The sequence below is a fragment of the Kitasatospora aureofaciens genome (genome assembly GCF_019192735.1).
Classification (GTDB): domain Bacteria; phylum Actinomycetota; class Actinomycetes; order Streptomycetales; family Streptomycetaceae; genus Kitasatospora; species Kitasatospora aureofaciens_A.
This window is the reverse complement of record NZ_JAHTKP010000007.1, coordinates 48,123-74,919: the sequence shown is the minus strand read 5'-3', so window position 1 is coordinate 74,919 and position 26,797 is coordinate 48,123. Positions and strand designations below refer to the sequence as shown.

Here is a 26,797-nt window from a genome sequence, read left to right as displayed (position 1 = left end):
GGCGGCGTTTTCGCACGGTCGCCGACCTGTCACGCCCCGGTGACGGCAGCCGTCGCATGCTGGGCGCAGCCATGGGATCAGCCTTTCCGAGGAGGTACGGAGATGACTACCCGACGGATCCTGCGTTCCGGTGTGACCACCGCGATGGCCGCGGTCCTGGCTTTCGGTGGCGCCGCCGCCCTGGGGCCGTCGTCGGCCCAGGCCCAGGACTTCGGCCCGGACACCTGCCGCCAGGGCTTCGTCTGGCGCGATGCCCGACCCGGGGACCACGTCTGCGTGATCCCGCAGCACCGCGACGACGCGGCGTCCGACAACAGCCAGGTGGCGGTGCGGACCCTGCAGAACGGATTCTGCGTGTCGAGCTTCGTCTGGCGTGAGGCATGGTCCGGGGACCACGTCTGCGTGATCCCGCAGCACCGTAGCGACGCGGCGTCCGACAACGGCCAGGCCGACGACCGGAGGCTGGCGGTGCGCGCCTGGGACGGTGACAGCAACGGCACCCTGGAGATCAGCGGCGACCACTTCAACATCGGCGGGCAGGTGCGGGTCGAGATCAGGCTGAACCCCGCCGGCAGCGTGCAGTGGACGCGGACCGTGACGGCCACGCGGCACGACGGGTTCGCGGGCGGCAGCTTCGGCGTGCTGACCGGGCACCCGTTCGGCTGTGCGACGAAGAACGCCGTCGCGCGGGCGACGGACCTGACCTCCGGCCGGGTCACCGCCTGGGTCCCGGTCGGGTTCTGCTTCAACTTCTGAGTCGCCACTCGTGCGCCGGGCGCGGTCGCCGGCTCGGAGCGGGCGGCGCAGCATGGAGAAGGGGTTGGTCCGTGAGCGAAGAGATGGTGGTTCGATGGCCTGTGGCGACCGGCGCTCCTCGGCTCCCGGCGCGGGCGTGCGGCTCGCGCTGCTCGGCGGCTTCGGCCTCTCTGCCGGCGACGCGTCGGTGGCCGTCTCCGCCGGGGCGGAGCGATTACTCGCGTTCGTGGCGCTGCGCTGCAACGGGAAGGTGCCGCGCGCGTTGGTTGCCGGGACCCTCTGGCCGGACGCCACGGAGCGCTGCGCGTACGCGAGCCTGCGATCGGCGCTGTCCCGGCTCCCGGCGGCGGGCCGGGAGGCGCTGGAGGTCGGCCCGACCGAGCTGAGGTTGGCCGACGGTGTCGGCGTGGACGTCCGGGAGGCGAGGACGCTGGCCCACCGGATCCTGGCCCCCGGCGCGTCCGCCGACCGGTCCGGCTTCGGGCTGGCGGCCGTCGAGGGCCTCTCGACCGACCTCCTGCCGGGCTGGTACGAGGACTGGACGGTGCTGGAGGCGGACAACTGGCGGCGCCTGCGCGTCCACGCGCTGGAGGCCCTGGCCTGCGCCTTCGTCGGAGCCCGCCGCTTCCCCGAGGCGGTGGCCGCCGCCGGCGCCGCGGTCCGCGCCGACCCGCTGCGCGAGAGCAGCCAGGCCTGCCTGATCCGGGCGCACCTGGCGGAGGGCAACCCCGGCGAGGCCCTGCAGGACGTCGAGCGCTACGAGCGGCGCCTGCGCGCCGAACTCGGGCTGCCGGCCCCGGCGCGGCTGTGGCGTCTGGTGGCCGAGGCCGGGTAGCACCGGGGCGTGGCGCCAGGCGGATGCGCCGCTGCCCGGGACGGGGATCCGTCCCGGGCAGCGGCGTGTTCCGTGGTGGTCAGGCCGTCCTCGGCTTGCGGGCCACGGCTACTGCCAGGGCGGCGCAGAGGGCGGCGGCGATGGTGGCGAAGCCGCTGACGGCGGGGAGGAGGCCGTAGTGCTGGACGAGGGCGCCGACCAGGACGATGGGGAGGGAGCTGCCGAGGTAGACGATGACCCAGAGGGAGGAGAGCTCGGAGCCCCGGCGTTCCGGGTTCATCGCGGCGACGGCGCTGGTGAAGAGGGAGCGGAAGGCGACGCCCTGGCAGGCGCCGCCGAGGACGCTGCCGATGAAGAGCAGGGCGGGGGTGCCGGTGTACTCGGCGGCGACCACCAGGCCCAGGCCGGCGGCCAGGCCGGTCATGCCGAGGGCGATGACCAGGCGGTCGGAGGTCGGCGGGACGAGCAGCTGGGCGGTCGCGGAGGAGCCGAGCAGCAGGGCGGCCACGACGGCGCCGGTCAGGTGGGAGTCGGTGTGCAGCAGCTTGGCGGCGAAGGACGGCGCCAGGCTCAGGTAGACGCCGAACACCGCGTACGAGATGAACCCGGCGGTGGCGGCGAGCAGGAACTCGCGGCGGCCGGTGAGCGGTAGCGCCAGCCGGCGCGGGCGCAGGTGGGCCGGGGTGGTGATGCGCGGCGGGGAGGCCGGCGGGCGGCTGCGGCCGGGCATTCGCGGGTGGACGACGGCCAGCGGTATGCAGAGCGCGACCAGGGCGACGGCGTGCACCAGGAACGGCGTCAGCAGCGGGTCCGAGCCGCCGGCCAGCAGGGCGCCGACCACCGGGCCGAGCGCGACGCCGCCCGCCGAACAGGCCAGGGTGAGCTTGGCGGCCAGGGTCGGGTGGTCCGGCAGGAGGTCGCCGAGGGCGGCCCCGGCAGCGCCGGTGGACAGGCCGACGGCGATGCCCTGGACGGCCCGGCCGAGGGCGAGCTGCCAGAAGCTGCCGGCGGTGGCGAACACCGCGTCGCCCGCGGCGGCCAGCAGGACGGCGGGCAGGATCAGGGCCCGTCGGCCGAGGAGGTCGGACCAGTGGCCGACCACGGCCAGGACCGGGACCAGCGCGAACACGTAGATCGTGAAGAGGATCGAGGTGTCGAGCGCGGTGAGGCCGAGGCGCTGCTGGATCAGCGGGTAGATCGGCGTCGCCAGGTTGGCACCGATCAGCATGAGCAGCAGGGCGGCGGCGACCAGCCCGACGCGCACACCGCGCATCGCGTTCCAGCGGCTGATCGCGGCGAGCTGGAGCTGGGCGCGCGGCGCGAGCTCCAGGGGAAGCAGGGCCTCCGACAGTCGGCGTCCGTCGAGCTGCGCGGTGCGCAGGCCGGAGCCGGCGGGGGAGAGGTCCGCCATTTCAGGGGTCTCCTGTGGCTGTGGCCCACCGGGGGCGGCTGGGTGTGCCGGCGCGCCCGTCCTGAGGCGCTGTGGTGGTGGCCGCGGTGCGGGCTCCCTGATGGAGCGGATGAGTGTGGCAAGGGGGCTTCGTTGCCCGGTGGCCCGCGCGGGGTGTGCACGGCGCCAATGCGAAGGATAAGGGGTGGGCGCACGGTCGCGGCGCGCGCCCCTGGAGGCCAAGCATCGGGGGTGCCCGGCCTATACGCTGAGGGAGTGGATCGGTACGCGGAGCTGATGGGCGGACCGCTGGCTGAGGGAGAGCGCACAACGATGGCCGGACGACGTCGCAAGAACGCAGGGGCTTCGGCGGGGGAAGGTGCGGCCGAAGCGGTCCTGCCCGCCGACATGGAGCTCCAGGATCTCTACGGGGCGTTCGCCGCGCACGGACTGGACGACGAGGACCTGGACGACGCGGCCGTCCTGGTGCCGCCGGTGAAGCTGCCCGCCGAGCGCGAGCTCGCGGAGCAGGCGAAGGCCGTCCCGATGCTCGGGTACGCGCTGGCGCTGGCCCGCTGGGCCGCCCCGCACCGGGCGGTGGACGAGTTCGGCGACCTGACCGTCCCGGACCGGGCCCCGGCGGCGCAGCTGCTGGGCCTGGCCCCCGCCGAGGGAGAGGCGCCGGAGGAGGCCGAGATCGAGGCGATGCGGGCCTGGTCGCTGGCCTGTGACCTGGACCTGGTGGAGATCGGGACGACCGCGGCCGGCGAGCACGTCGCCGTGCCGGGCCCGGACCTGGAGCCCGCGGAAGAGGGGGATCCGGACACCGTCCTGGAGCTGTGGCTGACGGCGGCCGGGATCGTCCGGGAGCTGGCCGTGGAGGCCGACTCGCTGCCGGAGGAGGAGTCCGCGGAGGTTGCGGAGGTTGCGGAGGAGGACGAGGGCGAGGACGGCCTCTCCGAGGTCGAGGAGGCCCGGGACGCCGCCGCCGAGCTGCTCGACGAGGCCCTCCAGGTGCTGTACGAGACCACGGCCTTCGCCGATCCGGGCAACGAGACCGTGCCGCTGGGCGTGCTGGCCGCGCTGCTGGTGGTGCCGGAGGGCGAGGAGCCGAGCGAGGAGCTGCTGGGTGACATCACCGACGTGATGGTCACCCTGGACCCGATGCTGGGCGACCTCGCCGAGCTGGGCCTGCTGGACTACCGTCCGATCGACCCGGAGCTGTTCGACGAGGAGGAGGGCCCGGAGGCCGAGGGCGCCGTCGTCGGCGAGGCTCCGCTGGACGAGGAGGAGTCGGCGCGCTTCGGGCTGGTCCGGCTGACCCCGCTCGGCCAGTACGGCATCCGGCAGTGGCTGCTGGAGGACGGCTACGACGCGCCGCTGGTCGGCGAGCTGGCCCAGGGCGACGCGGCCGAGCTGCTGCGCGGGGTGTGCGAGTCCGTCAACGTCCTGCCGGAGGAGGAGCTGCAGGTCTGGATCGCCGGCCGGGAGCCGGTGGCGGCGGCGCGCGAGCTGCTGGCGGCGGCGCGCGGCAGTGATGCGTACGCCCCGTTGCGGCGGATGCTCTGCGTGTCGGCGCTGAACATGCTGGGCGCGCCCGCCGAGCCGGCCGTCCGGGACGTGCTGGACGACCCCGAGCTGGGCGGCGGCGCCCGGGCCTGGCTGACCGCGCTCGGCGCGGCGGACGTGCCGGTGCCGGAGCGGGCGATGGCGCTGTGGACGGTGGTCGACACCTTCGCCGCCCAGCTGCTCGACAGCGGCGGCGACGCCGAGCTGCTGCGCGAGCTGATCGCCGACCTGCCGGCCATCGGCGATCCGGCATCCTACTTCGGCGAGCTGTGGCGGGTCGACCACCCGTACACGGCGGACGTCCTGGAGGCCATCGGGGAGCTGCACACGGACCGCACGGTGGCCAAGGAGGCGCGCAAGGCGGCCTTCAAGGCGCGGTCCAAGAAGTAAGGGCTGAAGTAAGGGCTAGGGCAGGTCCAGCGAGCCGTCCTCGGTGAAGGGGAAGAACGGGTTGTGGGCCAGCTCCCAGAGGTGGCCGTCCGGGTCCTCGAAGTAGCCGGAGTAGCCGCCCCAGCTGGTCGTGGTCGGCGGCTTGACCACCGCGGCGCCGGCCTCGACGGCCGTCTGCAGCGCGGCGTCCACCAGCGCGGGGGACTCCAGGTTCACCGCGAGGGTGACGCCGCGGAAGGACGGCTCGCCGCCGGCCGGGATGCCCGCGTCGGCGGCCAGCTCGTCGCTCGGGAACAGGCCGAGCACCGAGTCGGCGGTGCGGAACCAGACGATCTCGGGGCTGGAGGCGGAGGACCGCTTCCAGCCGAGGCTCTCGTAGAAGCGGGCGCTGCGGTCGAGGTCGGAGACGCCGAGGGTGACGATGCTGATCCGGGCGGGGAAGGTGCTCTGTGCTGTCATGCCGCCAGGGTAGGGAGGGCGGCTGACAACCGCGCGCCCTGACGCGGCCGAGGTCCTTGCGGGACAGCGGAGCTGATGACCCGGCAGGTCCCCGGCACGTAAGGTGGCGGAGGCGGTGCGGGCGCGAGGACTCGGGGGTGCGGCACAGGATGGTGCGGGAGAGCGACGGCAGGCCGCAGGAGTGGCGGGGCGCACCACGGCCGGCCGGCCGGTACGTCCCGGACCGGGAGGAGCGGGAGGATCGTTTCGCCCGCGTGGAGGAGTTCACGCGCCGGACCCTGGCCGCCGCCGACTTCCCGGTGTACGGCGTCGTCGCCGGGCTCGGCCGCGAGGGGGACGCGCTGGCCGCGTTCGAGACCAGCGGCGGGCAACTGGACTGGGTCGAGGTGCAGTCCGGCGACTGGAGCTCGGTGACCGGCCCGTACGTCACCGTGCGCACCTACCGGCCGGGCGCCGAGCGCTGTGTCGTCCTGCCCGAGCTGGAGGACGTGGTCGAGGACGAGCGCGACCGGGTCTACGACCACCTGGGGGTCGACGAGGGCGACGGGCCCGGGCGGGTGCGGGCGCTGCGCGAGTGGATCACCGTGGACGGCGAGCCGTGCGCGGTCGAGGTGCACGAGGACCGGCCGGTGCTCTGGCCGGGGGCGCCGGTGAGCGGCGGGGCCGGGCCGGTCTGGGCGGGGCGGCTGAGGATCGACGGGCTGACCGTGACGGTGTGCGGGCGCGGGGTGGCGCCCGGCGGGCTGGAGCTGGGCCGGATCGGGGACGTCGAGCGGTATCTGCGCGGCCGGAGCGAGCTGTTGCGCGGGCTGGCCTCCCGGCACGCGCTGCGGGTGCCGGTCGAGGAGCGCGAACTGCCGCCGGTCAGCGGGCTGGAGGCGCACCGGACGCTGATCGGGCAGAGCATCGCGGAGTCCGCGGCGATCGATGCGCAGGTGCGGGCCGGACGTCCGCCGCGGCTGCCCCGCGGGCTGCGCGGGGAGGCGCGCGCGGTGAGCTGGGAGGCCGCGGTGCGGCAGCAGATGCGGCTCGCCTCGGAGACCCGGGAGGAGGCGCTGGCGGCGGTGACGTCGATGGTCAACCACTTCAACCGGCTTGCGCAGCAGACGCATTGGGTGGTCGGGACACCGGAGGGGGCGGCGGCCGTCGAGGAGGCCGTCCGGTACACGGTGTTCGCGAGCGAGGTGGCGAGCCTGCCGGCGCAGCGGGCCTGGGAGCAGCTGTGGCGGGACCGGGCGGGCGGCGGGCCGGAGGCGTGGGAGGAGCAGCGGCTCGCCGAGCAGCTGTGGCTGTCGGCGTGGGAGCAGTGGCGGGCCGCGCGGGTGGGGTGACTCTCGTCAAGGGTGCCCGCTGTTATTCGTCCGCGGGCAGCCGCAGTTGGAGCATCGCCAGCAGGCGCTGCTGCGGCTGGGCGAGGTCGATGCCGGTCAACTGCTCGGCGCGGCGCACCCGGTAGCGCAGGGTGTTGGGGTGGATGTGCAGGGCGTCGGCCGCCACCCGGACCTCGCCGAGCGCGTCCAGCCAGGCCAGCACCGACTCGGCGAGGCGGGTGCCGTGCCGCCGGTCGTAGGCGGTGAGCGCGGTCAGCCGGGGGTCGCGCAGGCCGGTGCGCTCCTGGAGCAGCGCGAGCATCTCGCTGACCAGCACCTCGGCCTGGACATCGATCAGCGCCGCGACGTCGAGTTCGACGCCGCCACGGCCCATCGCGTCGAGGATGCGGTCCGCCTGGGCGCGGGAGTCCGGCACCTGGGCGAGGCCGTCCACGGTCGAGCCGATCGCGGCGCGCAGCGGTACCCCGAGGTGGTCCCGGGCCGCTTCGACCACCTCGGACGCCCAGTCGCGGACCGTCGTCATCGGCAGGCCGGGCGGGAGTTCGGGCAGCAGCACGTACACCCGGGACTCGATCGGGGCGAGCAGCGCGGTGCGGTGCCGGGCGGCGGTGTGCACCGAGATCAGGCCGGTGACGTCGGAGCGGTGCAGCGCCTCGGTGGTGCGGGTGCTGTATGCGAGGACGGTGGCCGGGCGGCGCAGGTCCAGGCCCAGGTGGGTGGCGAGCGACTGCGGGCCGGTCGAGCCCTCCAGGAGGCCGGTGAGCAGGGTCTGGGTCAGTCGGACGTCGGCGGACAACTCCCGGCGGCGGCGCACCAGTTGGGCGGCGGCGACGCGGGCGGCGCCGATCAGGGCCTGCTCGGCGAGCGGGGCCAGCGGCTGCGCGCCCTCCTGCACCCAGATGGTGCCGAGCGGCTGCGCGCCGGCCCGGATGCCGATCGCGAGGCGGCGGCGCAGGCCGAGTTCGGGGTGCGGCTCGACCGCGATCGGGGCGTCCGAGGTGCGCAGGTGCTGGAAGATGCCCCACTCGCGGAGCTTGGACAGGTACGGTTCGGGGCCCTGCCAGCCGAGGATGGAGAGGCGGCGGAGGTCGTCCACCTCGTCCGAGTCGGAGGAGCGGGAGTAGGCCAGCACCCGGCTGGAGGTGTCCTCGATCGAGACGATGCCGCTGGTGAGCACGGCGACGGTCTGGGCCAGGGAGAACAGGTCGCCCGCGTTGTGCTCGGCGGTGCCGGGAGTGTCCGGGGCGTCGGGGCCGGCGATGATCGCGCGGGCCAGGGAGTCGAGGTGCTCCCAGCGGGTCTCGCGGCGGACCGAGAGCAGGGCGACGCCGGCGTCGGTGGCGGCCTCGCGCAGGGCGTCCGCCTGGCCGGGGGCGTCCAGCTTGACCGCGACCGCGGCCGCGCCCGCCCGGCCGGCCGCGCGCAGGGCGGGGAGGGCGGCCCGGCCGCGGGCGCCGATCGCGAGGACGAGTTCGCCGGGGGCGGCGGTCGGGGGGTCCTCCGGGTCGAGGATCGCGACGTCGCGCACGGGGACGTCCAGGCCCTGGGGGGCGGCCTGGAGTTCGACCAGGGGCTCGCCGAGGGACATCAGCAGCTGCCGGAGCGGGAGGCCGGGGGTTGTCATCGGGCCTCCTTCATCCGCTCGGACAATGCCGTGTGGTTGATTTTAGCCGGGCGGACAGAGTTGCGGCCCATCATTCGTAGATAGTTGACCCTGACTATTCGGGAGTGGATAGTCAGTGCTGACCAAGAGATGAGGAAGTTCTCGTGGCGAAGCGACGCAAGGTGTCGAACCCGCTGGCCCTCGCGGTCCTGGCCGAGCTCACGGCCGAGCCGATGCACCCGTACGAGATGGGGCGCCGGCTCCAGGAGCACGGCAAGGACCGCAACATCAAGTACAACCGCAGCTCGCTGTACATGGTCGTGGAGCAGCTGCGGAAGGCCGGGTTCGTCGCCGAGCAGGAGACCGTCCGCGACACCCAGCGGCCGGAGCGCACCGTCTACGCCATCACGCCCGAGGGCCGGACGGAGCTCCACGACTGGATGCGCGAACTGGTGGCCGAGCCGCAGGACGAGTACCCGGGGTACGGCGTCGCGCTGAGCCTGCTCGTGGTGCTCGACACCGCGGAGTCGATCGAACTGCTCCGGCGGCGGCTGGAGTTGCTGGACGAGCGGATCGACGCCTCGCGCGGCCTGCTGCGGAAGGGCGCCGAGATGGGCGTCCACCCGATGTTCGTCGTCGAGGAGGAGTACGCCCTCGCGCGGCTGGAAGCCGAGCGGCGCTTCACCGAGAACCTCATCGGACAGCTCGGGGATCCGGAGTTCACCCGGACCCTGCACGAGTTCCTGAGGAGCCTGGAATGAGCACGAACCGCACCACCACGAAGACGGCCCTGGTCATCGGCGGCGGGATCGCCGGCCCGGTGGCGGCGCTGGCGCTGCGCAGGGCCGGCATCGACCCGGTCGTCCTCGAGGCCTACGACAGCTCCGCCGAGGGCATCGGCGGGACCTTCATGATCGCCCCCAACGGGCTCGGCGCGCTCGCGGTCGTCGGGCTGGATGCGGAGGTCGGCCGGATCGGGCAGCCGGTCGGGCCGATGGTGATCGAGGACGGCAAGGGTGCCGTGCTGGCCGAGTTCGCCGGCCTCGCCGACCTGCCGCACGGGCGGCTCATGCGCCGCGCTGACCTGTACGAGGTGCTGCAGCGGCGGCTGCGCGAGACCGGCATCGAAGTCCGGTACGGCAAACGGCTGATCGGCGCCGAGGAGGGCGCCGACGGCATCACCGCCCGCTTCGCCGACGGCAGCAGCGCCACCGGCGACCTGCTGATCGGCACCGACGGCACCCGCTCCACCGTGCGCACCCTGATCGACCCGGCCGCGCCCGGCGCCCGGTACACCGGCCTGCTCGGCATCGGCGGCTACAGCCCGTACCTGCTGCCCGGCCGGGCCGGACGCGGCGAGAGCGTGCACTTCGCCAACGGCGCCCGCGCCTTCTTCGGCTACTGGGGGCTGCCGGACGGCGCCGGGACGGCCTGGTTCAGCAACGTCCCGCAGCCCGAACAGCTGACCTACGAGCAGGTCAGCGCCGTCACCAACGAGGAGTGGCTGCGCCGGCTCCGCGAGCTGCACGCGGACGACGTGCCCGCCCGGGACGTGCTGCGGGTGGCCGACGCCGACACCATGGAGGTCTTCCCGCGGCTGGAGATCATGCCGTCCGTCCCGCACTGGCACCGCGGCCGGATGGTGCTGGTCGGCGACTCGGTGCATGCCCCGTCCAACAGCTCCGGCCAGGGCGCCTCGCTGGCCGTCGAGAGCGCCGTCGAACTCGCCCGCTGCCTGCGGGACCTACCCGACCACACCGCCGCCTTCGCCGCGTACGAGGCGCTGCGCCGGCCGCGGGTCGAGAAGATCGCCGCCAACGCGGAGCGCACCAACAACCAGAAGGCCTCCGGGCCGGTCGCCCGGGCGATGTTCCGGGTGCTCGCGCCGATCGCGATGCGGACCTTCATGAGCCCGGAGAAGATGCTCCGGCCGGTGCACGGGTACCGGATCGACTGGGACCGGCGGGTCTCCTCCTCCGTGTGAGCGACGGCTGGTGAAAGAGGGGCGCAGGGCGACGGTCCGTGACCGCGCCGTGACGTTCTTCGTCGGCCCGGACAACGCCGTACGGGGGAATTTAGCCGCCCGGCCAATCAAGTGGCGCCGGGTGCAGGAATAGCGTTCGTGCTGTGGCCGGCGTGCGACCCGCGCCGGCATCCCCCCTGCACCAACGAAGGAGAGCGTGCGCTCATGGATGCTGTGACCCAGGTCCCCGCGCCGGTGAACGAGCCGGTCCACAGCTACGCCCCCGGCAGCCCGGAACGGGCCCGTCTGGAGGCCAAGCTGAAGGAGCTGGGCGGCCAGGAGCCGGTCCAGCTGACCATGACGATCAACGGTGAGCGCCGTATGGGCGGCGGCGCCGAGATCCACGTCGTCCAGCCGCACAACCACGCGGCTCGGCTCGGCACCCTGCGCAACGCCACCCAGGCCGACGCGCAGGACGCCATCGACGCTGCCCTGGCCGCCGCCCCGGCCTGGCAGGCGCTCTCCTTCGACTCGCGGGCCGCGATCTTCCTCAGGGCCGCCGACCTGCTGGCCGGCCCCTGGCGCGAGACCCTGGCCGCCGCCACCATGCTCGGCCAGTCCAAGACCGCCCAGCAGGCCGAGATCGACACCCCCTGCGAGCTGGTCGACTTCCTGCGCTTCAACGTCCACTTCGCCCGCCAGATCATGGCCGAGCAGCCGATCTCCTCGGACGGCGTGTGGAACCGCAGCGACCACCGCCCGCTGGAGGGCTTCGTCTACGCGATCACCCCGTTCAACTTCACCGCGATCGCCGGCAACCTGCCGACCGCGCCCGCGCTGATGGGCAACGTGGTGCTCTGGAAGCCGTCCCCGACCCAGCAGTTCTCCGCGCACCTGCTCATGCAGCTGCTGGAGGCGGCCGGCCTGCCCAAGGGCGTCATCAACATGGTGACCGGCGACGGCCTGGACGTCTCCGCCGTGGCGCTCAAGCACCCGGCCCTCGCCGGCATCCACTTCACCGGCTCCACCGGCACCTTCCAGCACCTGTGGCGCGAGGTCGGCACCAACATCTCGCAGTACCGCACCTACCCGCGGATCGTCGGCGAGACCGGCGGCAAGGACTTCCTGGTCGCCCACCCGTCCGCCGACCCGGCCGTGCTGAAGACCGCGATGACCCGCGGCGCCTTCGAGTTCCAGGGCCAGAAGTGCTCGGCGCTGTCGCGGGCGTACGTCCCGGCGTCGCTGTGGGCCGGCCTCAAGGACGAGTTCGCCGCCGAGGTCGACGGCCTCGCCATGGGCGACGTCACCGACCTGTCGAACTTCATGTCGGCCGTCATCGACGAGCGCGCCTTCGCCAAGAACAAGGCCGCCATCGACCGGGCCCAGGCGGACCCGAAGGTCGAGGTCCTGGCCGGCGGCACGTACGACGACTCGGTCGGCTACTTCGTCCGCCCGACCGTCCTGGTCTGCGAGGACCCGGCGAGCGAGTACTTCAGGGACGAGTACTTCGGCCCGATCCTCGCCGTGCACGTCTACGAGGACGAGAAGTACGACGAGATGCTGGCGCAGATGGAGTCCGTGTCGGCCTACGGCCTGACCGGCTCGATCATCTCCCAGGACCGCGCGGCCGTCGAGCACGCGATGGAGAAGCTGCGCTTCGCGGCCGGCAACTTCTACATCAACGACAAGCCGACCGGCGCCGTCGTCGGCCAGCAGCCCTTCGGTGGCGGCCGGGCCTCCGGTACCAACGACAAGGCCGGCGCCAAGCAGAACCTGGCGCGCTGGACCTCGACCCGTTCGGTCAAGGAGACCTTCGTCCCGCCGACGGACTACCGCTACCCGCACATGGGCTGAGTGCCCCACCCCCGACCACCCGGTCATCCGGTCACCCCTGACCATCCGGTCACCCGCGACGCCCGGCCCCGCAGCCGGGCGTCGCCCCGCCGGGGCGGCGGACTCACCCCCGTATCCGCCGCCCCGGCCCTTCTGCCACCCTTAGAAGCACCAGCTCCAGGAGTCACGATGCTCCGTTCCGCCCTCCTCGCGGCCTCCCGCTCGCCGCAGGTCCGGACCGTGGTCGAGAAGTTCCCGCCGACCCACGCGATAGTCGAACGCTTCGTCGCCGGCGAGGCCCTCGACGCCGCGATCACCGCCTGCGACGACCTGGTCGCCACCGGCCGCAAGGTCACCCTCGACCACCTCGGCGAGGACACCCAGGACGCCGCCCAGGCCGCCGGCACCGCCGAGGCCTACGAGCACCTGCTCAAGGCGCTCAAGGAGACCGGCCTCGCGGCGGGCGCCGAGGTGTCCGTCAAGCTGTCGGCCGTCGGGCAGTTCCTGCCGGTGGACGGCGAGAAGATCGCGCTGGAGAACGCCCGCCGCATCTGCGAGGCCGCCGCCGACGCGGGCACCACGGTGACCCTCGACATGGAGGACCACACCACCACCGACTCCACCCTCGCCATCGCGCGCGAGCTGCGGGCCGACTTCCCGTGGCTGGGCGTCGTGCTCCAGGCCTACCTGCGCCGCACCGAGGCCGACTGCCGCGAGTTCGCCGGCGCCGGCTCGCGCGTGCGCCTGTGCAAGGGCGCCTACAAGGAGCCCGAGTCGGTCGCCTTCCAGGGCAAGCACGAGGTCGACCTCGCGTACGTCCGCGCCCTGAAGATCCTGATGGCCGGCGAGGGCTACCCGATGATCGCCTCGCACGACCCCAACATGATCAAGATCGCCGGCCAGCTCGCCCAGTGGAACGGCCGCAAGCGCGACTCCTTCGAGTACCAGATGCTGTACGGCATCCGCCCCGAGGAGCAGCTGCGCCTCGTCGGCGAGGGCAACACCATGCGCGTGTACCTGCCGTACGGCCAGGAGTGGTACGGCTACTTCATGCGCCGCCTCGCCGAGCGCCCGGCCAACCTCACCTTCTTCCTGCGCGCCATGGCCACCCGCAACTGACCGTAAGCCACATGACCAGCGGCGGAGCTGATTTCAGCTCCGCCGCTTGATGTGTCAACAGGTCTATGCCAGTTCACGGCGTGAGGGAGTCAAAAGCGCCTGGTAGAGCGCTGATAGAGATCCATTTCAACTCACGCCGCGAGGGATGCGAGGAAGTCGCCAGCCACGTCGGCTGCCAGGACCACACGGCCCAGAGCCGCCCCGCCACGCTGCGACGGGATGTCCATATTCTTCACCTCGACGACCTGGCCGCCAAGCGCGGAGACGTTCCCCCGGAGCCAGGACGCCGCCGAGGCGAGCACCTGCTCGGCCGTTCCCCGACGCACAAGAATCTTACCGAGCGGACGCTCCCCGGGCCCGCGCAGCAGTGACACCGTCCAGTCCTGGCCAGAAGGGACCGCGACCAGGTACAGCATGGCCAAGTCGCCGGCCACGACGCGCTCGCTTCCGTTCAAGGGCTCCAGAACCTCGAACGGAGGCGCGCTCGCCGCTGGCCCCAGGCCGAGCCACGCGTCCACCGCCGAGCGGCCCCGGCGGCCGTCCTCCGGCATGAAGTGGGTGTAGCGGCGGAGCGTGAATCCGGGGTCGTCGTGGCCGAGCCACTGAGACAGGGCGACGATCGACTCGCCGCCCTGCAACTGGACGGAGGCGTATGTGTGCCTGGTGATGTGGAAGCCCAACTCGCGTGCTGCCTCCCAGCCGCCCCGGTGGTGCGACGCGCGCGTGCTGTCCCACGGTTCGATCAGGCCCGCGTTGCACAGGGCCGGCTTCCAGGCGTCGTAGTTCCACGACGACTGGTTGATTGGGTTGCCGAACCGGGTCGTCATCAACAGCGTCGCGGTCAGCTCGCCGCTGTCGGGCCCGCCGGGCCCACGCCAGGGGAGCGTCACCTTCACTGGTGTGAAGTTGTCCGCATACTCATCAAGAGCGAGTGCGAGCCCGGAGGACAGTGGAACACTTCTCTCCTTGTCGCCTTTGGGGAGCTTGAAGTACGGGCGTCCGTGGCTGTCGATCTGCAGCTGGCGGCGGATATGAAGCTCTTCGGCCGCCTCGTCTACATCAACGGGGGAGAAGCCGAATACCTCGCCCTGACGGAGGCCTGCGCCCACGCCCAGGTCGAAGGAGATCCGGTTGCGCAAGCGCAGGCCTTCACGTACGCCGCCACTTTGGGACCGGGTGAAGGCCCGTGCTTTGACCTCCGGCGCCTTCGGCTTGATCCCGCGGGTCGAGCAGGGGTTGCGGGTGATGCGCTTCGGGACCGCGCTGTTGAGGATCGCGGACAGGTAGTCGTAGATCACGCGGACCGTGGACGGCTCCAGCTTCTTCAGCAGCGTGGCCACCCAGATCCTTAGGTGCTCCTCGTCGATGGCGGCGATCGGCAGGTGACCAAGGTGCGCGAGCACGTGGGAGCGGATCTTCTGATTCATCGTTCGCTCGGTGCCAAGGGCCACCGACACGCCGGGCCAGTAGACCTTGGTGAAGTACTCCGCGAGCAGGATCTGGCCGAGCTCCGGGTCGACGAAGACGCCTCGACGGGAGTCTGTCTGGGCCGAGGCCAACCAGTCTTTGGCGTCCTTGAGTTTGACGAACGATTCGTCCTTGACGCCGGGGATCCCGCAGACCCGGTACCGCATGCCGACGCCGTAGGTCGACTTCTTCATCTCGCCTGTGACGGGGTGCGGCTTCTTCCTCATCCACCGGTCTTCGATGTACCCGGGCATGAACTCCCCTGTTGCTACGCGGCGCCGCTCTGTGGGTCGTTGACGTCATAGAGGGTAGGGCGCTGAGCCGGGATGGAGCGCGGTTCGTCCGCGCCGCGGACCTCGGAGGGGTCGACGGAGATGATGTCGCCCTTCCATTCCTGGAACCAATGGCCACCGGCAAGGATGGACTTCGAGGCCTCGTTGAGTGCGCTCACTATCTCTTCGGGAGTGAGCAAGCGGCTGATCTTCAGCAGGAGGCTCCCCCGGTCCTCCGATACATCGATGCCGACGCCCTCGATCTCCTCGGGGTCCACCAGCTCATACCTGACCGTGATCACGCGCCACTCCTGTGCTGTGCTCTCCCGGCATTCACGTGTGCGGAGAGACGCACACTAGTCACACTGGAGCGCTACAACAAGGCTTAGGAGAAATGTCAACAAAGAGGCTCTTAAGGGATGCGGCATGGCTAGTTCCGCTAGCTGGCGGCCGGACTTTCACGCTCGGCCTCTTCTGCGGCGTCGAGCATGACCCGCAGGCGCCTGCGGTCGCGAGGGTCCATGGCTGCCGCGCGAATGATGATGTGCCGCATGTCGTCGTCGTAGCCGGAGAGTTCGACCGATTCCCACTCCAGCCATTGGCTGGCCGCCGCCTCCTTCACGAGGCGAATCGGCCCGCGGATACCCCGGGCGATCGCTTCAAGCTCTTCAGGCTTGGGTGCGGTTAGGACTCCGCCTGTCGCGAGCCGCTGGAAGAAGGCCTTGGACATTCCGCGCTCGCCAGCCGGCCCGATGGAGTCGGCCGCCATCTTGCCGTAGGACGTGCCGGCCTGCTGTGCCGCCGCGACCATGTCAGACAGCTTGCCGAGCACCTGCCCCGACTTGGCGTTGATGCCAGTCACAGCCACCTCTCCTGTATGCGCATAGCGCCTGCGTTCGAGTCGAATCGTCGCAGGCCATGGACGCTCTGGCATCCCAGTCTAGAGACGCCTTGGCTATACAGCGAGACCGTCACCCTAGGTGGGCCTGAAATCACCCCCATGCAATCGTCCAGATCGGTAGACGAGACGTCTCAATATATGCAAGCATGGATGCATCGAGAGACGGAACGTCCAAGTCTGGAGACGACCTTGCCGACCCGTGTACCGCTCCACGATCCGGCCACACTTCGGTGGATTATGAAGCACCCCGGGCGCGGCACCCCCTTCTCAGTTCGCGCCTTGGCTATCGCAGCACGGTGCAATCCGGCCACTATCGGACACCTCCTGTCCGGTCGGTACCGGAGGACCAGCGAAGACACTGCACGTCGCATCACGGAGGCGCTCGGCTGTGAGCTGTCTGCGCTTTTCGCACCCTCATCGTCTACGGATCTCGACGAAACGACCGGATAGCTCGATCACGACGAAGGAAGTGGCATATGCCCGCCAAGACGGGAACCCCGGCTCCGGCCGGATTCATGTGGATCGACGAGGCCGCGCTGGCCCTCGGCGTCCAGGTCAGCACGCTCTACAAGTGGCGGTACCGCGGCATCGGACCGACGCCCGTCCGCCATGCGGGCCGACTGATGTACGCCAAGACCACCATCGAGGACTACCTCAGGGCGCTCGTGGCCGCCGCTCAGCCCGCCCCGCGCCGAGCGCTGCGGCCGGCCGTCGCCGCCTGATCACCCCCGACATGGGTCGGGCCCCCACCCGGTGGCACCCGGACGAAGGCCCTCGCCCACCAGCAATCGAACCCAAGAACGGAGAGGTGGACTGTGTCCATCTTGGCAGAGAACACCGAGCAGGTGTTGACCGAGTCCCGCACGATGCGTGCGGCGACGGTTGAGCGGACGGACGTCCTCACGAAGGTGAAGGCGCTCGCCCTGCTCCCGGACGGCGTGCACGCGACGACGGAGCTCGTCGCCGGCTTCTACGAGGTCGACGCGGAGACCATCAAGAAGCTCGTCCAGCGCAACCGCGACGAGCTCACCGAGAACGGAATGCGGGTCGTTCGCGGCCCCGAGCTGCGGGCCTTCAAGGAGTCCACGGAGGGACAGGATGTCCCTCTGTCGGAGCGGATCAACGCGCTCACCCTGTTCACCCGTCGGACGGTGCTGAACGTCGGCCAGTTGCTGACCGGTTCGGAGGTCGCGCACCGGGTGCGTGAGTACCTGCTGAACGTCGAGGAGTCCGCGTCGACGGCAGCCAGGTCGGAGGCGGTGGACCGGGCAGAGTTCGCGGCCCTGCAGATGCGGGTGCTGGCGGCGGCCGGCGGGATCGTCGACGCGAAGTGGCTGGAGTTGAAGGCTCGCCACGTGGCGGCGCGGGCGCTGGGTGAGGAGCCGGAGGTGGCGCCGGAGGACCGGCCGCTGTACGTGCCGGACTTCCTGCGCGGCAAGGGGCTGAAGAAGGCCGACGTCCTGTCCGTGCAGTCGTGGTTCGGCCGGCGTGCGGCGGCGCTGTACGAGGCGGAGCACGGTGAGCGGCCGGGAATGCGGACGGAGGACACGGAGCGCGGCTCGGTTCGCGAGACGGTGGCGTGGACGTACGCGGCGCTGCCGGTGTTCGAGGAGACGTGGAACCGCTACTACGCGGCCCAGTTCCCGCAGGCCCCGACCCAGCTGAGCATCGCCGGGGGTGCGGCGTGAGCGAGTTGGAGCTGAACACGCTGATCGACGCTCTGCGCGCGGAGTTGGCTGTGCCGGTCGAGGTGCTGGTGGTTGAGGGGCCAGTGTCCGGCGTCGTGGATCTGCCGGCGTGGTCGCCGCAGACGGAGCGGCTGGTCGCGGAGTACCGGCTGCGTGAGGGCCTGCGGGCACTCGTGGCCCGGGTTGAGTTCCCGGGCGTGGACGTGGCCGAGGCGGTCGTGTCGCCGGATGGCTCGGAGGTGGAGCTGACGGTGTGGTCGGTGCGCCACCTGTCGAACTGGTACGACGCGGTCAGCCGAGCGTCGGCGTCGGCCGGGGGCCGGTGCGAGCGGCGGATCGACGGTCAGCTGTACGCGCTGGGTGGCCTGCGGTGGCAGGTGTCGCTGCCCGAGGTGCTGGTGCTGCTTGTGGTGGCGGCTGAGCGCAGGTCGCGCCGGCGGGTCCGGTCGGTGCGGGCGGAGGACGTGACGCCGGAGCAGATCCGGTACGTGTACGCCCGCTTCGAGGAGGACGACCGGTGATCCGCCGCCTCCGCGCCCTGACCGCCCTGCGCTTCGTGCGCTGCGACTGGCCGTTCCCGGCCCTGGAGCTCGTCCGGCCCGACGGCCGCGGCTGGCTGATCTGCCGGCTCCCGAACCCCAAGAACTGATCAACCCCGGCCGGGGCCTGCCCGCCCCGGCCGCTCTCCAACGGAGAAGACGTTGAGCACTGAAATCGTGCGGGCGACGCCGGTCGCCACCAACCTGCCGGACATGGTCCGGTACGCCGAACACCTCGCTCAGGCCGACATGCTGCCCAAGGGCTTCGCGGGCCGGCCCGCCAACGTGCTGTACGCCATGGAGTACGGCCGCACGCTGGGCATCACCCCCCTTGCCGCGCTGACCGGCATCCACGTCATCGAGGGCAAGCCCTCCGCCAGCTCCGGGCTCATCGGGGCACTCGTCCGGCAGGCCGGCCACAAGCTTCGGGTGAAGGGCGACGGCCGCTCGGCCTCCGCCCAGATCATCCGGGCTGACGACCCGGAGTGGACGTACGAGTGCACGTGGGACCTGGAGCGGGCCGAGCAGGCTGGGCTCTGCCAGATCCGCGACGGCAAGCCGTACGCCCGGGACCGGAACGGCAAGCCGACGGCCTGGGAGAAGTACCCGGCGGCGATGCTCAAGGCCCGTGCGATCACGGAAGTTGCGCGGGATGCGTGTGAGGACGTGCTGTTCGGTCTGCACTACACGCCCGAGGAGTTGGGCGCGTACGTCGACCAGGACGGAAACCCCGTCGACGCCCCGGTGCAGCCGCTTCGGGCCGTTCCGAACGAGAACGTGACGGCTGCCGCTGAACCGTTCACCCCGCACCCGGTCGGCCAGGGCATCGCGGACCGGGCGAAGGACGCCAAGAGCAAGGCCGCAATCAAGGTCCTGTGGGCCGAGGCTGCCGAGATCATCAACGTGGGCGTGCTGGCCCCGGACACGAAGGAGCCCGAGGTTCTGGGCGCCTACCTGACAAGGGTCGCGAACTCCCTTCCGGAGCAGGCCGCGCAGACGCAGGCGCCCTCCATCGTCGACGCCGAGGTTGTCGAGGACGACGAGCGGACGGTCGCCGTCGATTCCTTGCGGGGTGCCGCGCTCGCGGCTGGCGTGGCCGCCACCATCGAGGCCGACTTTGCGCAGTCGTACGGCGTCCCCATCGCGGACGCCACGGTCGAGCAGCTCGCCGAGATGACCAGCCTCCTGCGGGGTGCGGCATGAGCCTCGCCGATCTGGCCGCCCGCGAGGCGGTGCTGAAGGCCGTCGCCGACGCGATCGGCGACGAACTCAAGGCGGTCCGCGCCGCGGTGCAGGCCGAGTTGGACGCGAACCGGGGCGTGCAGCAGGTCGCGGCGGTCCTGCCGGACGGCCGGCAGGTCGCGAAGGTCAGCCTGACCAACCCAGCGCCCGCCGCCGTGGTGACCGACCCGGAGGCGTTCGTCGCCTGGGTCCGTGACCACCACCCCGACGAGAAGGCGGTCACCCGCCGGTTCGTGCTTGAGGTCCGGCCGGCCACGCAGGCCGCGCTGTTGGCGGAGATGACCGCCGCCGGCGTAGCCCAGTGGTGCAACACGGAGACGGGTGAGGTGCACACGGTGCCGGGCGTGGAGATCCGGGCGACCCGGGCCCGCTCGCACTCCGTCCGGTTCGACAAGGCTGGCCGGGACGCGGTCGCCGAGGCGTGGCGGTCGGGCGAGTTGGCCGCGCTGGTCCTGCCGGAGCTGACCGCAGGGGGTGCCGAGTGAGCTGGTGGACGCGTGAGTGGCTGGCGGTGGACTTGGAGACCACTGGCCTGGACCCGCAGACCGACCGGATCGTGACCGCCGCAGCGGTGTGGTGCGTTCGCGGGGTTCCGTTCGAAACCCGGACCTGGTTGGCCGACGCGGGCAAGCAGACGATCCCGGCCGAAGCCACCAAGATCCACGGGGTGACGACCCGGCACGCCCACCAGTATGGGCAGCCGGCCGGGCTGGTGGCGCACACCGTGGCCGAGCTCCTGCCGCTGGCCGCCGACGACGGACTGCCCATCGTGGTGGCGAACGCCCCGTACGACCTGACGATGCTCTCCTGCGAGCTCGCCCGTGCCTCGTACAGGTGGCGGCAGATCCGGACCCGTATGCCCCTGCTGGTCCTGGATCCGCTGCTGCTGGACTGGAAGCTCGACCCGTTCCGTGACGGCCGGCGCCGGCTGGAAGACCTGTGCCGGTACTACGAGGTCGAGCACGACGGCCCGCACCGGGCTGACGCCGACGCCGCCGCCGCGGCCGCCGTCGCGTACCAGATCGTCAGCCGCTTCCCGCAGCTGCAGGCCATGACCCTCGCGGAGGTCCACGAGGCGCAGGTCGGTTGGGCGGTGGAGCGTGCGGCGGCCCGGCAGGCGTACAAGCGCCGAAACGGCGACCCGACTGCGGTCGTCGACGGCCACTGGCCGCTCATCCCCCGGCAGGAGGTGACGTCGTGAAGACCACCGTCTTCGAGCACGGCACGGTGACCGGCTACAAGTACCGGGGCTGCAAGTGCCTGGCCTGCTGCAACGCGTACGCCACCTACCAGCGCACCCGCTACCGGAAGCGTGCCTACGGCACGTGGCAACCGCTGGTCGACGCCACGCCGGCGCGCGAGCACCTGGAAGCCCTGCACGCACAGGGCATGTCGTGGGAGCAGATCGCCCGCGTGTCCGGCGTCCTGGTCGAGGAGCTGAGGCGGCTGCGGATGCCGCTCGGCAACAAGCCGCGCACGGAGCGGATCCGGCCTGAGCGGGCCGAGCTCCTGCTGTCGATTCGGTTCGACCCGTCTCCGGGCACCCCGAAGGGCCTGGTGCCCGCGATCGGGACCGCCCGTCGGCTGCAAGCTCTGCGGGCGATCGGCTGGCCGCTGTCGGCCCTGGCCGCGCGGTCGGGAGTTGCGCGGCACACCCTGGCTATGGTCACCAGCCGCCAGCAGGGCGTGCAGGACGCCACCCGGGCGGCGGTCGCCGAGGTGTACGACGACCTGCACGACCAGGACCCGCGGCGGCACGGCATCCCCGCTGAGTCCATGCGCCGGGCCATGGCCTGGGCGGTCGGCGAGGGTTGGGCGGCGCCGAACTGCTGGCTCAACAGCGACATCGACGACCCAGATGCGAAGCCAGGCCTGCCGGAGGGCCGCCGCTACTCCAGCCCGTCGGCAGGTGACCGTCGGCAGGCGATCATCGAGGACACTGCCGAGCTGGCGAACCAGGGCTGCACCCGGCAGGTCATCGCCGCCCGGCTCGGCATCGGCTGGGAGGCCGTCCACCGGGCCCACCAGCGGGCCGGGGTGCCCGTGCCGGCGATCCTCAACACGGCCTCGGCGGTGGCGTGATGTCGCACTACCGAGACCCCGCCGCCCGGCCGGACGCCACGATCAGCTCGCTGACGCTCCGGCAGGTCGATCCGGAGGAGCGTGCCCGGGCCCGCCTCAAGGTCGCGGACATGGCGACCGGCGTGGACGACCTGGCTCACCTGCTCGACCTGCTCGGCCTCGGCGACCGCACCGAGATCGCCGCCCAGGTCGGCCGCCGGTGACCTGCCGGCAGTGGCTGCCCGCAGTCCGCAAGTACTGCGGGCAGCCCGCCCGGCCCTACCTGCCGGGGCCCCGTTGCCCCGAGCACACCCCGGCCACGCAGGCCGGACGCCCCGAACCACCAGACCCGAAAGACCTGCCATGAGCGAGATCGACCCCGACGCCATCCAGTGGACCCACATCCACACCGAGGACTGGGGCGGCGGCCCGGAGCACACCTACCGCGCCGAGAGCGTCGAGCACGCCGGCTGCGGCGGCGACGTCCACCTCATCCACCTCCACGACGCCATGGGCGGCCTCCTCGGCGCCCACTCCCAGTGCGCGAAGTGCGGCGAGGACCTCACCCCGGGCGCCTGACCCGCCTGACTGCCTGGGGCGGGGTGACCGTCCCCCGCCCCAGGCCACCAACCCTCACCACCCGCACTATCGGAAGGCCGAACGTGACCCTCGACGCCATGTACTGGGTGTGGCTCCACTCCCAGTCGAAGGGGACCGGCCGGCACTGCCTGCTTGCGGTCGCCAACAAGGCGATCGGGGAGGACTGCACGGCGGCGGTCAGCACGGCTGAGTTCATGCAGTGGTCGAACGCGGCCAAGTCGTCCGTCGTGACGGCGGTCGACAAGCTGTTGGAGTCGGGCGAGTTGAAGATCGTCCGTCCGGCGGCGGGGAGCCGCGCGGCGATGTACGTGATGCCGTTCGCGGTCGGGTTCAAGCGCCCCCAGCGTGGCGCTCTCGGTACGGAAACCGGACCGACAGCAGAAGGCCCTAGGTCCGGAAACCGGACCCCTAGCGATGACTCTGGGTCCGGAAACCGGACCGAGACGGATGAGCCTCTTGGTCCGGAAACCGGACCCCATGGGTACGGAAACCGGACCGATAAGGGTCCGGAAACCGGACCCCACTACCAACCCACTTCCACCAAGGGTGGATCGATCGAACGATCGGCCCCCGTCGGACCGCTGATCCCCTCCTTCGCCAACGACCTCGTCCAGCAGATGACCGCCGCCGGCATGGTCGTCAGCTGGAGCCTCTCCGAAGCCGAGTGGTTCGTCGTACACGCGCACATCAAGCGCTGCGACATCCCGTTCATCGTCGATTTCACCCGAGCCCGCTGGAACCACAACGACCCGCCCCAGACAGCCCGCTACCTCACCAAGATCTGGCAGAACATGCCGGACCGCCCAGCCGAAGGCCCCGCAGGTGTCCCCGCCCTGCGCGCCGTACCCCCGGCCGGCACCCCAACCGGCCCCATGACCCGCAACCAGATCGGCCGCAGCCTCCTCGACCAGGCCGCAGCCCGACTCGCTGGAGGCTCCCAGTGACTCCCGATGAGATCGGCCCATTCCTCATCCGCGCCGCCGCCACCGACATCCGCATCCTCCCCACCGACGAAGCCGAAGCCACCGCCACCACCGCCCTGTGGGCCGTCGCCATGGCCGACATCCCCTTTGAGTTCGCCGTCAACGCCATCGCGGTCCACTACGCCAAGAGCCCCTACCAGGTGCGGCCGTCCGACATCACCGACCTGTGGAAGGCCCACATTCGGCAGACCGCCGGTCAGCCCGACCCGATCCCCGACACCGGCGATCCCGTCGAGTACCGGCGCCAGCTCGCGGCTAACCGGCGCGCCGCCCATCGTGAGCCCGTCACCGCCAGCGCCGCGATCGCCGCCATCAGCGGCCGGCCCGCCCCGGCCCGCGGCGTGCCCGACCTCACCGAGGACGACGTCCGAGCCCTGCGTCAGCAGCAGGACCTCGCCCGGATGCTGAAGGACGGCAACACCCGCGCCAAGGCCGAGTGCGAGCGCCGCAAGCGCCTCGTCCTCGGCTACCCCGATCTCGCCGAGGAGCTCACCAAGCCCCCGCTGGCCTACGCCCGCCCGGACTGCTGGAACGGCGGCCTCGGCACCGACCAGATCCAGGACGGCCGGCCCAACCGGTCGCCCAGCTACCGACAACTCGCCGCGATCTGCGCCGAAGCCGAACGCCGCGCCGCCAACTCCGCCCGCACCGCCGCCTGAGGAGACCGCCGTGACCGACTTCCCGATCCCCACCGGCCCCATCGACACCCCGCCCCGCGGATTCCGGCCCGCCCAGGACAACGAGACCGCCCTCCGCGCCGCCCTCACCACCGCCGGCGTCCAACTCGGCACCTACGACGAGCAGATCATCACCTGGCTCGCTTCCTGGGAGTGGGCCACCGTCGCCCCCATCGCCGGATGGATCACCCGCGCCAACACCGAGGAGACCACCCGGTGACCGAGCCCCGACCCACCTGGACCCTCACCCGGAACAACCTCATCGAGCTGATGGAGCTCATCGAGCCGTCCAAGCCGCACTACGCGCCGCGCATCCCCGCAGGCCCCCACGACCTCAGCGTCGAAATCGACGGCCTCACCATCTGGGCCCACAACGGCATGCCCCGCACCGTCGCCCGCTACGGCGACACCATCACCCGCCAGCCCAACGGCACCTGGACCGTCCAGCACGCCGAGGGGGCCGTTCGATGAACCTGACCGCCGAGCAGTGGAACGAGCGCTACCTGGTCGGCACGCCCGTGACCGCCTACCCCGGCATCCGCCCCGAGTACGCCGCCCAGATCGGGTCAACCAGCTGCCCGCGCCTGGAGACCCGCACCCGCAGCCACGCCTGGAACCTCGGCCACGGCACCCCAGTCGTCGCCGTCGACGGCTACGCCGGCGGCATCGACCTCGACCACATCGACCTCAACCAGACCGTTGAGGAGACCGCCCGATGAGCCAGCCCACCACCATCGACCTCGACGCCGCGCTCGCCCAGATCCCCGACGGCTACTACGCCGTCCCTTGCCCGAACGACCCCGCCTTGATGACCTACTGGCGCCGCACGACCACCAGCACCACCAACGCCCTGACCCGCTGGCCCGCCAAGGCCGCGTACGGGCCCCGCCCACCCCGCCGCTCCGAGATGCCCGATGACCGAGCCGAGTGGAAGGCCATCCTCGACGCCTGGAGCGACCGCGCGACGGCCTACCACCAGCGGATCCTCACCGCCGTCCTCGCAGACCCGGCCGCTGCCGCCCGACGCTTCGCCGACCTGCGGACGAAGTGCTCGCAATGCGGCCGACCACTCCGCGACGCCGAGTCGAAGCTCTACGCCGTCGGCCCCGACTGCCGCGGCGCCATGGACCCGGCATGGCTCGCCCAGATCCGCACCGCCGAGGTCGGCCGGGCCCACGCCGCCCTGACCGCCGTCTCCGAGGAGACCATCCGATGAACCAGCCCCAGCCCCTCGACCCGGCCGCCGGGCCCGACTGGCGCGACGTCGAGAGCGTCCTCAACTTCGCCGGCCAGCGCGGCGACACCGACTGCATCACCGTCATCGACGACTACGAAGCGCAGGTCAAACACCTCACCGAGCAGGCCGAGACCGCCGCCGTCCGCCTCTGGCTCATCGAGCAGACCCTCGCCGCGGTCGACGTCAGCCAGGACCCCGCCGGCATCGCCGGCAATGTCGGCCCGTACCTCGACGGCCCCCTCCACCCCGACTGGATCACCGCCTACCACGCCGCCCAGGAGGCCTGAACCATGACCGACGCGCCCCTCGACCTCGACGCCATCCAGGCCCGCACCGCCGCCGCAACCCCGGGCCCCTGGGAGGCCCGTTCGCACGAACACGGCGCCAGCGGCTGCCGTTGCCTCTCCTGCTACGACCCTGTCGTCGGTTGGACCGTGACCCACCCGCAGGCCCTGCACTGTGACGACCTCGTCGCCAAGCACCCCAGCGGCAACAACGACTTCGGCCGCCCGCTCACCTCGTGCGACGAGGGACCGCTGCTCAGCTATGAGGACGCCGTGTTCGCCGCCGCCGCCCGCGCTGACGTGCCCGCTCTGCTCGCCCGGGTCCGGGAACTGGAGGCCGCCCTCGACCGGGCCACCCGCAGCTCCTACTCGCCCCGGCACGTCTGGCAGGCCTGGGCCGACGAAGGCGACAGCACCCTCTGCACCACCGAAACCGACGCCCGGGCCGCCGCCATCCAGATCTGGTCCGAATCCGAGTACGACGGCAGCGACCATCCCGAGGGATTCGTCCCGGGCTGGCACGAGACCGCGTGGGGCCTCGAACTCCTTGACGACGGCGAGCACACCGGCGTGTTCGTCGCCCGCCAGGACGTGTTCGGCCCCCACCCCGACGAGCCCGCCCCCAGCGGCCCGCAGACGCCCGCCTGACGGCCGAACAGCACCGCACCGGACCACGACCCGCCCGAGCGCCCGAACGGGCGTCCACGGGCCGCCACGCCAACCACAGGAGCCACCAATGGCCACCGCCACCACTCCCGGCGACCTCCTTGCCGACGCCGAACGTTCCCTTACCGCCGCCCGCCTCGCCGACCGGGTCCTCGCCCAGCACCCCGCGCTGCCCGTCGAGTTGATCCACGCCTGCGGCGCCGACGGCACTGGCAGCACCGAACCACTCCTGGAACTGGTCCTGGTCGACGGCGCCACCAGCGCAGTCACTGACTGGGCCCACGCCGCCGGTGCCGACGTCACGGTCACCCGTGACGTTCTCCTGTCCATTCAGCACCGCGCGATCACCGAGATCGACGGAGTCGCCGTCTGGGTCACCGCCTACGAGCGCGACGACGAGCCCGAGGACTGACCACCCACCCCCGGGCGGCCGGCACCCACCGGCCGCCCCGCACAGCCCCGCCGCACACACCCACCACGGAGACCCACATGCGCTACACCGTCACCCGCTACGACGGCACACCCGTCCAGCCCGGCGACGAGCTCACCGTCGACAGCAACCTGCCCGTCACCCTGGTCGACGTCGCCTCTCCGCCCTGGGGCGACGACGAAACCGGCCACTGGGAGACCGGCCGGATCCGCGTCCGCTACAGCTGGGGCGCGGTCGAGGAGATCGGCGACGTCCGCGCCGACGTCATCGTCCAGGAGCCCGCCGGGGGCGACCGGTGACCGACACCCCGCCGCCGACCAACGCCGACCTCAACGAGCGCGAACGCCGGCTCCGCGCCGACATCCAGGACGCCCGCAAGGCCTTGAACCTCGCCCGGGACCGGTTCGACCAGCTCTGCGAGGAACTGCTCGACCTGCGCTACGAGCGCCAGCAGCGGGCCGCCGCCCGCACCACGACCAGCTGACTACCGACCGAGGAGAAC

At 71.9% G+C, this 26,797-nt stretch carries 35 protein-coding genes; 29 read left to right on the top strand and 6 right to left on the bottom strand.

All coding sequences use genetic code 11. From position 1 onward, the window contains the following. Positions 1-102 precede the first annotated feature (102 nt). Both KV557_RS10255 and KV557_RS10250 read left to right on the top strand, forming a co-directional pair. Positions 103-756: a hypothetical protein gene (locus KV557_RS10255; RefSeq protein WP_218199501.1), complete on the top strand. Its 654-nt coding sequence runs from the start codon at positions 103-105 to the stop codon at positions 754-756. Between the two features lie 94 nt (positions 757-850). After that, positions 851-1,591, top strand: coding sequence for an AfsR/SARP family transcriptional regulator (locus tag KV557_RS10250; RefSeq protein ID WP_218199500.1), 741 nt, complete (start codon positions 851-853; stop codon positions 1,589-1,591). 79 nt (positions 1,592-1,670) lie between these two features. Here KV557_RS10250 and KV557_RS10245 read toward each other — a convergent pair whose 3' ends face one another. Beyond that, positions 1,671-3,002 (bottom strand): MFS transporter, encoded by a 1,332-nt coding sequence (locus KV557_RS10245; protein ID WP_218199499.1) that lies wholly within the window; start codon positions 3,000-3,002, stop codon positions 1,671-1,673. A 312-nt stretch (positions 3,003-3,314) separates the two neighbouring features. On the opposite strand from KV557_RS10245, the gene KV557_RS10240 reads away from it, so the two are divergent. Continuing rightward, on the top strand, positions 3,315-4,940 hold the full coding sequence (locus KV557_RS10240) for a hypothetical protein (RefSeq protein ID WP_256177193.1): 1,626 nt from the start codon (positions 3,315-3,317) through the stop codon (positions 4,938-4,940). Between the two features lie 15 nt (positions 4,941-4,955). Here the strand turns inward: KV557_RS10240 and KV557_RS10235 are convergent, their stop codons facing one another. Further along, positions 4,956-5,399, bottom strand: a complete 444-nt coding sequence (locus KV557_RS10235; RefSeq protein ID WP_218199498.1) for a VOC family protein — start codon at positions 5,397-5,399, stop codon at positions 4,956-4,958. A gap of 137 nt (positions 5,400-5,536) precedes the next feature. Here KV557_RS10235 and KV557_RS10230 point away from each other — a divergent pair, with 137 nt between their 5' ends. Then, positions 5,537-6,730 carry a hypothetical protein gene (locus KV557_RS10230; RefSeq protein WP_218199497.1) on the top strand — a complete coding sequence of 398 codons (1,194 nt, stop codon included), beginning with the start codon at positions 5,537-5,539 and terminating at the stop codon, positions 6,728-6,730. Between the two features lie 22 nt (positions 6,731-6,752). Here the strand turns inward: KV557_RS10230 and KV557_RS44030 are convergent, their stop codons facing one another. After that, complete coding sequence (locus tag KV557_RS44030; RefSeq protein ID WP_305148978.1) at positions 6,753-8,354, bottom strand: PucR family transcriptional regulator; 1,602 nt, start codon at positions 8,352-8,354, stop codon at positions 6,753-6,755. A 143-nt stretch (positions 8,355-8,497) separates the two neighbouring features. Here KV557_RS44030 and KV557_RS10220 point away from each other — a divergent pair, with 143 nt between their 5' ends. The 4 genes from KV557_RS10220 (at position 8,498) to KV557_RS10205 (ending at position 13,248) form a co-directional block, all read left to right on the top strand. Further along, positions 8,498-9,094 carry a PadR family transcriptional regulator gene (locus tag KV557_RS10220; RefSeq protein WP_218199496.1) on the top strand — a complete coding sequence of 199 codons (597 nt, stop codon included), beginning with the start codon at positions 8,498-8,500 and terminating at the stop codon, positions 9,092-9,094. Further along, positions 9,091-10,317, top strand: coding sequence for an FAD-dependent oxidoreductase (locus tag KV557_RS10215; protein WP_218199495.1), 1,227 nt, complete (start codon positions 9,091-9,093; stop codon positions 10,315-10,317). The genes KV557_RS10220 and KV557_RS10215 overlap by 4 nt, the downstream gene beginning before the upstream one ends. Positions 10,318-10,521: 204 nt before the next feature. Continuing rightward, complete coding sequence (pruA, locus tag KV557_RS10210; protein WP_218199494.1) at positions 10,522-12,150, top strand: L-glutamate gamma-semialdehyde dehydrogenase; 1,629 nt, start codon at positions 10,522-10,524, stop codon at positions 12,148-12,150. A gap of 168 nt (positions 12,151-12,318) precedes the next feature. After that, positions 12,319-13,248 carry a proline dehydrogenase family protein gene (locus KV557_RS10205; protein WP_218199493.1) on the top strand — a complete coding sequence of 310 codons (930 nt, stop codon included), beginning with the start codon at positions 12,319-12,321 and terminating at the stop codon, positions 13,246-13,248. 131 nt (positions 13,249-13,379) lie between these two features. Here the strand turns inward: KV557_RS10205 and KV557_RS10200 are convergent, their stop codons facing one another. The 3 genes from KV557_RS10200 to KV557_RS10190 form a co-directional block, all read right to left on the bottom strand. Continuing rightward, the gene (locus tag KV557_RS10200) at positions 13,380-14,969 is read right to left on the bottom strand and encodes a tyrosine-type recombinase/integrase (protein WP_218199492.1); all 1,590 of its coding nucleotides are present in this window, start codon (positions 14,967-14,969) and stop codon (positions 13,380-13,382) included. Positions 14,970-14,983: 14 nt separating this feature from the next. Then, entirely contained in the window at positions 14,984-15,289 is a 306-nt protein-coding gene (locus KV557_RS10195) for a hypothetical protein (RefSeq protein WP_218199491.1), read from the bottom strand. 137 nt (positions 15,290-15,426) lie between these two features. After that, positions 15,427-15,849, bottom strand: a complete 423-nt coding sequence (locus tag KV557_RS10190; RefSeq protein WP_218199490.1) for a hypothetical protein — start codon at positions 15,847-15,849, stop codon at positions 15,427-15,429. Between the two features lie 515 nt (positions 15,850-16,364). Between KV557_RS10190 and KV557_RS10185 the strand changes: the two genes are divergently transcribed. From KV557_RS10185 to KV557_RS10090, 21 genes are all read left to right on the top strand, one after another. Beyond that, positions 16,365-16,610: a helix-turn-helix domain-containing protein gene (locus KV557_RS10185; protein ID WP_218199489.1), complete on the top strand. Its 246-nt coding sequence runs from the start codon at positions 16,365-16,367 to the stop codon at positions 16,608-16,610. Positions 16,611-16,712: 102 nt separating this feature from the next. Beyond that, positions 16,713-17,576 carry an ORF6N domain-containing protein gene (locus KV557_RS10180; RefSeq protein WP_218199488.1) on the top strand — a complete coding sequence of 288 codons (864 nt, stop codon included), beginning with the start codon at positions 16,713-16,715 and terminating at the stop codon, positions 17,574-17,576. Then, positions 17,573-18,097, top strand: a complete 525-nt coding sequence (locus tag KV557_RS10175) for a hypothetical protein (protein ID WP_218199487.1) — start codon at positions 17,573-17,575, stop codon at positions 18,095-18,097. Before KV557_RS10180 ends, KV557_RS10175 begins: the two co-directional genes overlap by 4 nt. Beyond that, entirely contained in the window at positions 18,094-18,225 is a 132-nt protein-coding gene (locus KV557_RS42450) for a hypothetical protein (protein ID WP_256177192.1), read from the top strand. The genes KV557_RS10175 and KV557_RS42450 overlap by 4 nt, the downstream gene beginning before the upstream one ends. Before the next feature lie 52 nt (positions 18,226-18,277). Then, the gene (locus KV557_RS10170; RefSeq protein ID WP_218199486.1) at positions 18,278-19,318 is read left to right on the top strand and encodes a hypothetical protein; all 1,041 of its coding nucleotides are present in this window, start codon (positions 18,278-18,280) and stop codon (positions 19,316-19,318) included. Then, positions 19,315-19,842, top strand: a complete 528-nt coding sequence (locus tag KV557_RS10165; protein WP_218199485.1) for a hypothetical protein — start codon at positions 19,315-19,317, stop codon at positions 19,840-19,842. Before KV557_RS10170 ends, KV557_RS10165 begins: the two co-directional genes overlap by 4 nt. Continuing rightward, positions 19,839-20,558: an exonuclease domain-containing protein gene (locus tag KV557_RS10160; RefSeq protein WP_218199484.1), complete on the top strand. Its 720-nt coding sequence runs from the start codon at positions 19,839-19,841 to the stop codon at positions 20,556-20,558. The genes KV557_RS10165 and KV557_RS10160 overlap by 4 nt, the downstream gene beginning before the upstream one ends. Further along, on the top strand, positions 20,555-21,439 hold the full coding sequence (locus KV557_RS10155; RefSeq protein WP_218199483.1) for a hypothetical protein: 885 nt from the start codon (positions 20,555-20,557) through the stop codon (positions 21,437-21,439). Before KV557_RS10160 ends, KV557_RS10155 begins: the two co-directional genes overlap by 4 nt. Beyond that, the gene (locus tag KV557_RS10150) at positions 21,439-21,642 is read left to right on the top strand and encodes a hypothetical protein (RefSeq protein ID WP_218199482.1); all 204 of its coding nucleotides are present in this window, start codon (positions 21,439-21,441) and stop codon (positions 21,640-21,642) included. Before KV557_RS10155 ends, KV557_RS10150 begins: the two co-directional genes overlap by 1 nt. Before the next feature lie 139 nt (positions 21,643-21,781). Further along, positions 21,782-21,997: a hypothetical protein gene (locus KV557_RS10145; protein WP_218199481.1), complete on the top strand. Its 216-nt coding sequence runs from the start codon at positions 21,782-21,784 to the stop codon at positions 21,995-21,997. Positions 21,998-22,080: 83 nt separating this feature from the next. Continuing rightward, the gene (locus KV557_RS10140; RefSeq protein WP_218199480.1) at positions 22,081-22,962 is read left to right on the top strand and encodes a hypothetical protein; all 882 of its coding nucleotides are present in this window, start codon (positions 22,081-22,083) and stop codon (positions 22,960-22,962) included. Continuing rightward, a complete protein-coding gene (locus tag KV557_RS10135) occupies positions 22,959-23,660 on the top strand; it encodes a hypothetical protein (protein WP_218199479.1) in 702 nt (233 codons plus the stop codon). Before KV557_RS10140 ends, KV557_RS10135 begins: the two co-directional genes overlap by 4 nt. Before the next feature lie 10 nt (positions 23,661-23,670). Next, positions 23,671-23,898 (top strand): hypothetical protein, encoded by a 228-nt coding sequence (locus tag KV557_RS10130; RefSeq protein WP_218199478.1) that lies wholly within the window; start codon positions 23,671-23,673, stop codon positions 23,896-23,898. Beyond that, positions 23,895-24,149, top strand: coding sequence for a hypothetical protein (locus tag KV557_RS10125; RefSeq protein WP_218199477.1), 255 nt, complete (start codon positions 23,895-23,897; stop codon positions 24,147-24,149). The genes KV557_RS10130 and KV557_RS10125 overlap by 4 nt, the downstream gene beginning before the upstream one ends. Then, the gene (locus tag KV557_RS10120; protein WP_218199476.1) at positions 24,146-24,397 is read left to right on the top strand and encodes a hypothetical protein; all 252 of its coding nucleotides are present in this window, start codon (positions 24,146-24,148) and stop codon (positions 24,395-24,397) included. Before KV557_RS10125 ends, KV557_RS10120 begins: the two co-directional genes overlap by 4 nt. After that, on the top strand, positions 24,394-24,894 hold the full coding sequence (locus tag KV557_RS10115) for a DUF6011 domain-containing protein (protein WP_218199475.1): 501 nt from the start codon (positions 24,394-24,396) through the stop codon (positions 24,892-24,894). Before KV557_RS10120 ends, KV557_RS10115 begins: the two co-directional genes overlap by 4 nt. Further along, positions 24,891-25,202 carry a hypothetical protein gene (locus KV557_RS10110; protein ID WP_218199474.1) on the top strand — a complete coding sequence of 104 codons (312 nt, stop codon included), beginning with the start codon at positions 24,891-24,893 and terminating at the stop codon, positions 25,200-25,202. The genes KV557_RS10115 and KV557_RS10110 overlap by 4 nt, the downstream gene beginning before the upstream one ends. A 3-nt stretch (positions 25,203-25,205) precedes the next feature. After that, positions 25,206-25,847: a hypothetical protein gene (locus tag KV557_RS10105; RefSeq protein ID WP_218199473.1), complete on the top strand. Its 642-nt coding sequence runs from the start codon at positions 25,206-25,208 to the stop codon at positions 25,845-25,847. Between the two features lie 88 nt (positions 25,848-25,935). Beyond that, the gene (locus KV557_RS10100) at positions 25,936-26,277 is read left to right on the top strand and encodes a hypothetical protein (RefSeq protein WP_218199472.1); all 342 of its coding nucleotides are present in this window, start codon (positions 25,936-25,938) and stop codon (positions 26,275-26,277) included. 77 nt (positions 26,278-26,354) lie between these two features. Then, positions 26,355-26,594 carry a hypothetical protein gene (locus tag KV557_RS10095; RefSeq protein WP_218199471.1) on the top strand — a complete coding sequence of 80 codons (240 nt, stop codon included), beginning with the start codon at positions 26,355-26,357 and terminating at the stop codon, positions 26,592-26,594. Continuing rightward, positions 26,591-26,779, top strand: a complete 189-nt coding sequence (locus tag KV557_RS10090) for a hypothetical protein (protein ID WP_218199470.1) — start codon at positions 26,591-26,593, stop codon at positions 26,777-26,779. Before KV557_RS10095 ends, KV557_RS10090 begins: the two co-directional genes overlap by 4 nt. Positions 26,780-26,797: the final 18 nt, after the last annotated feature.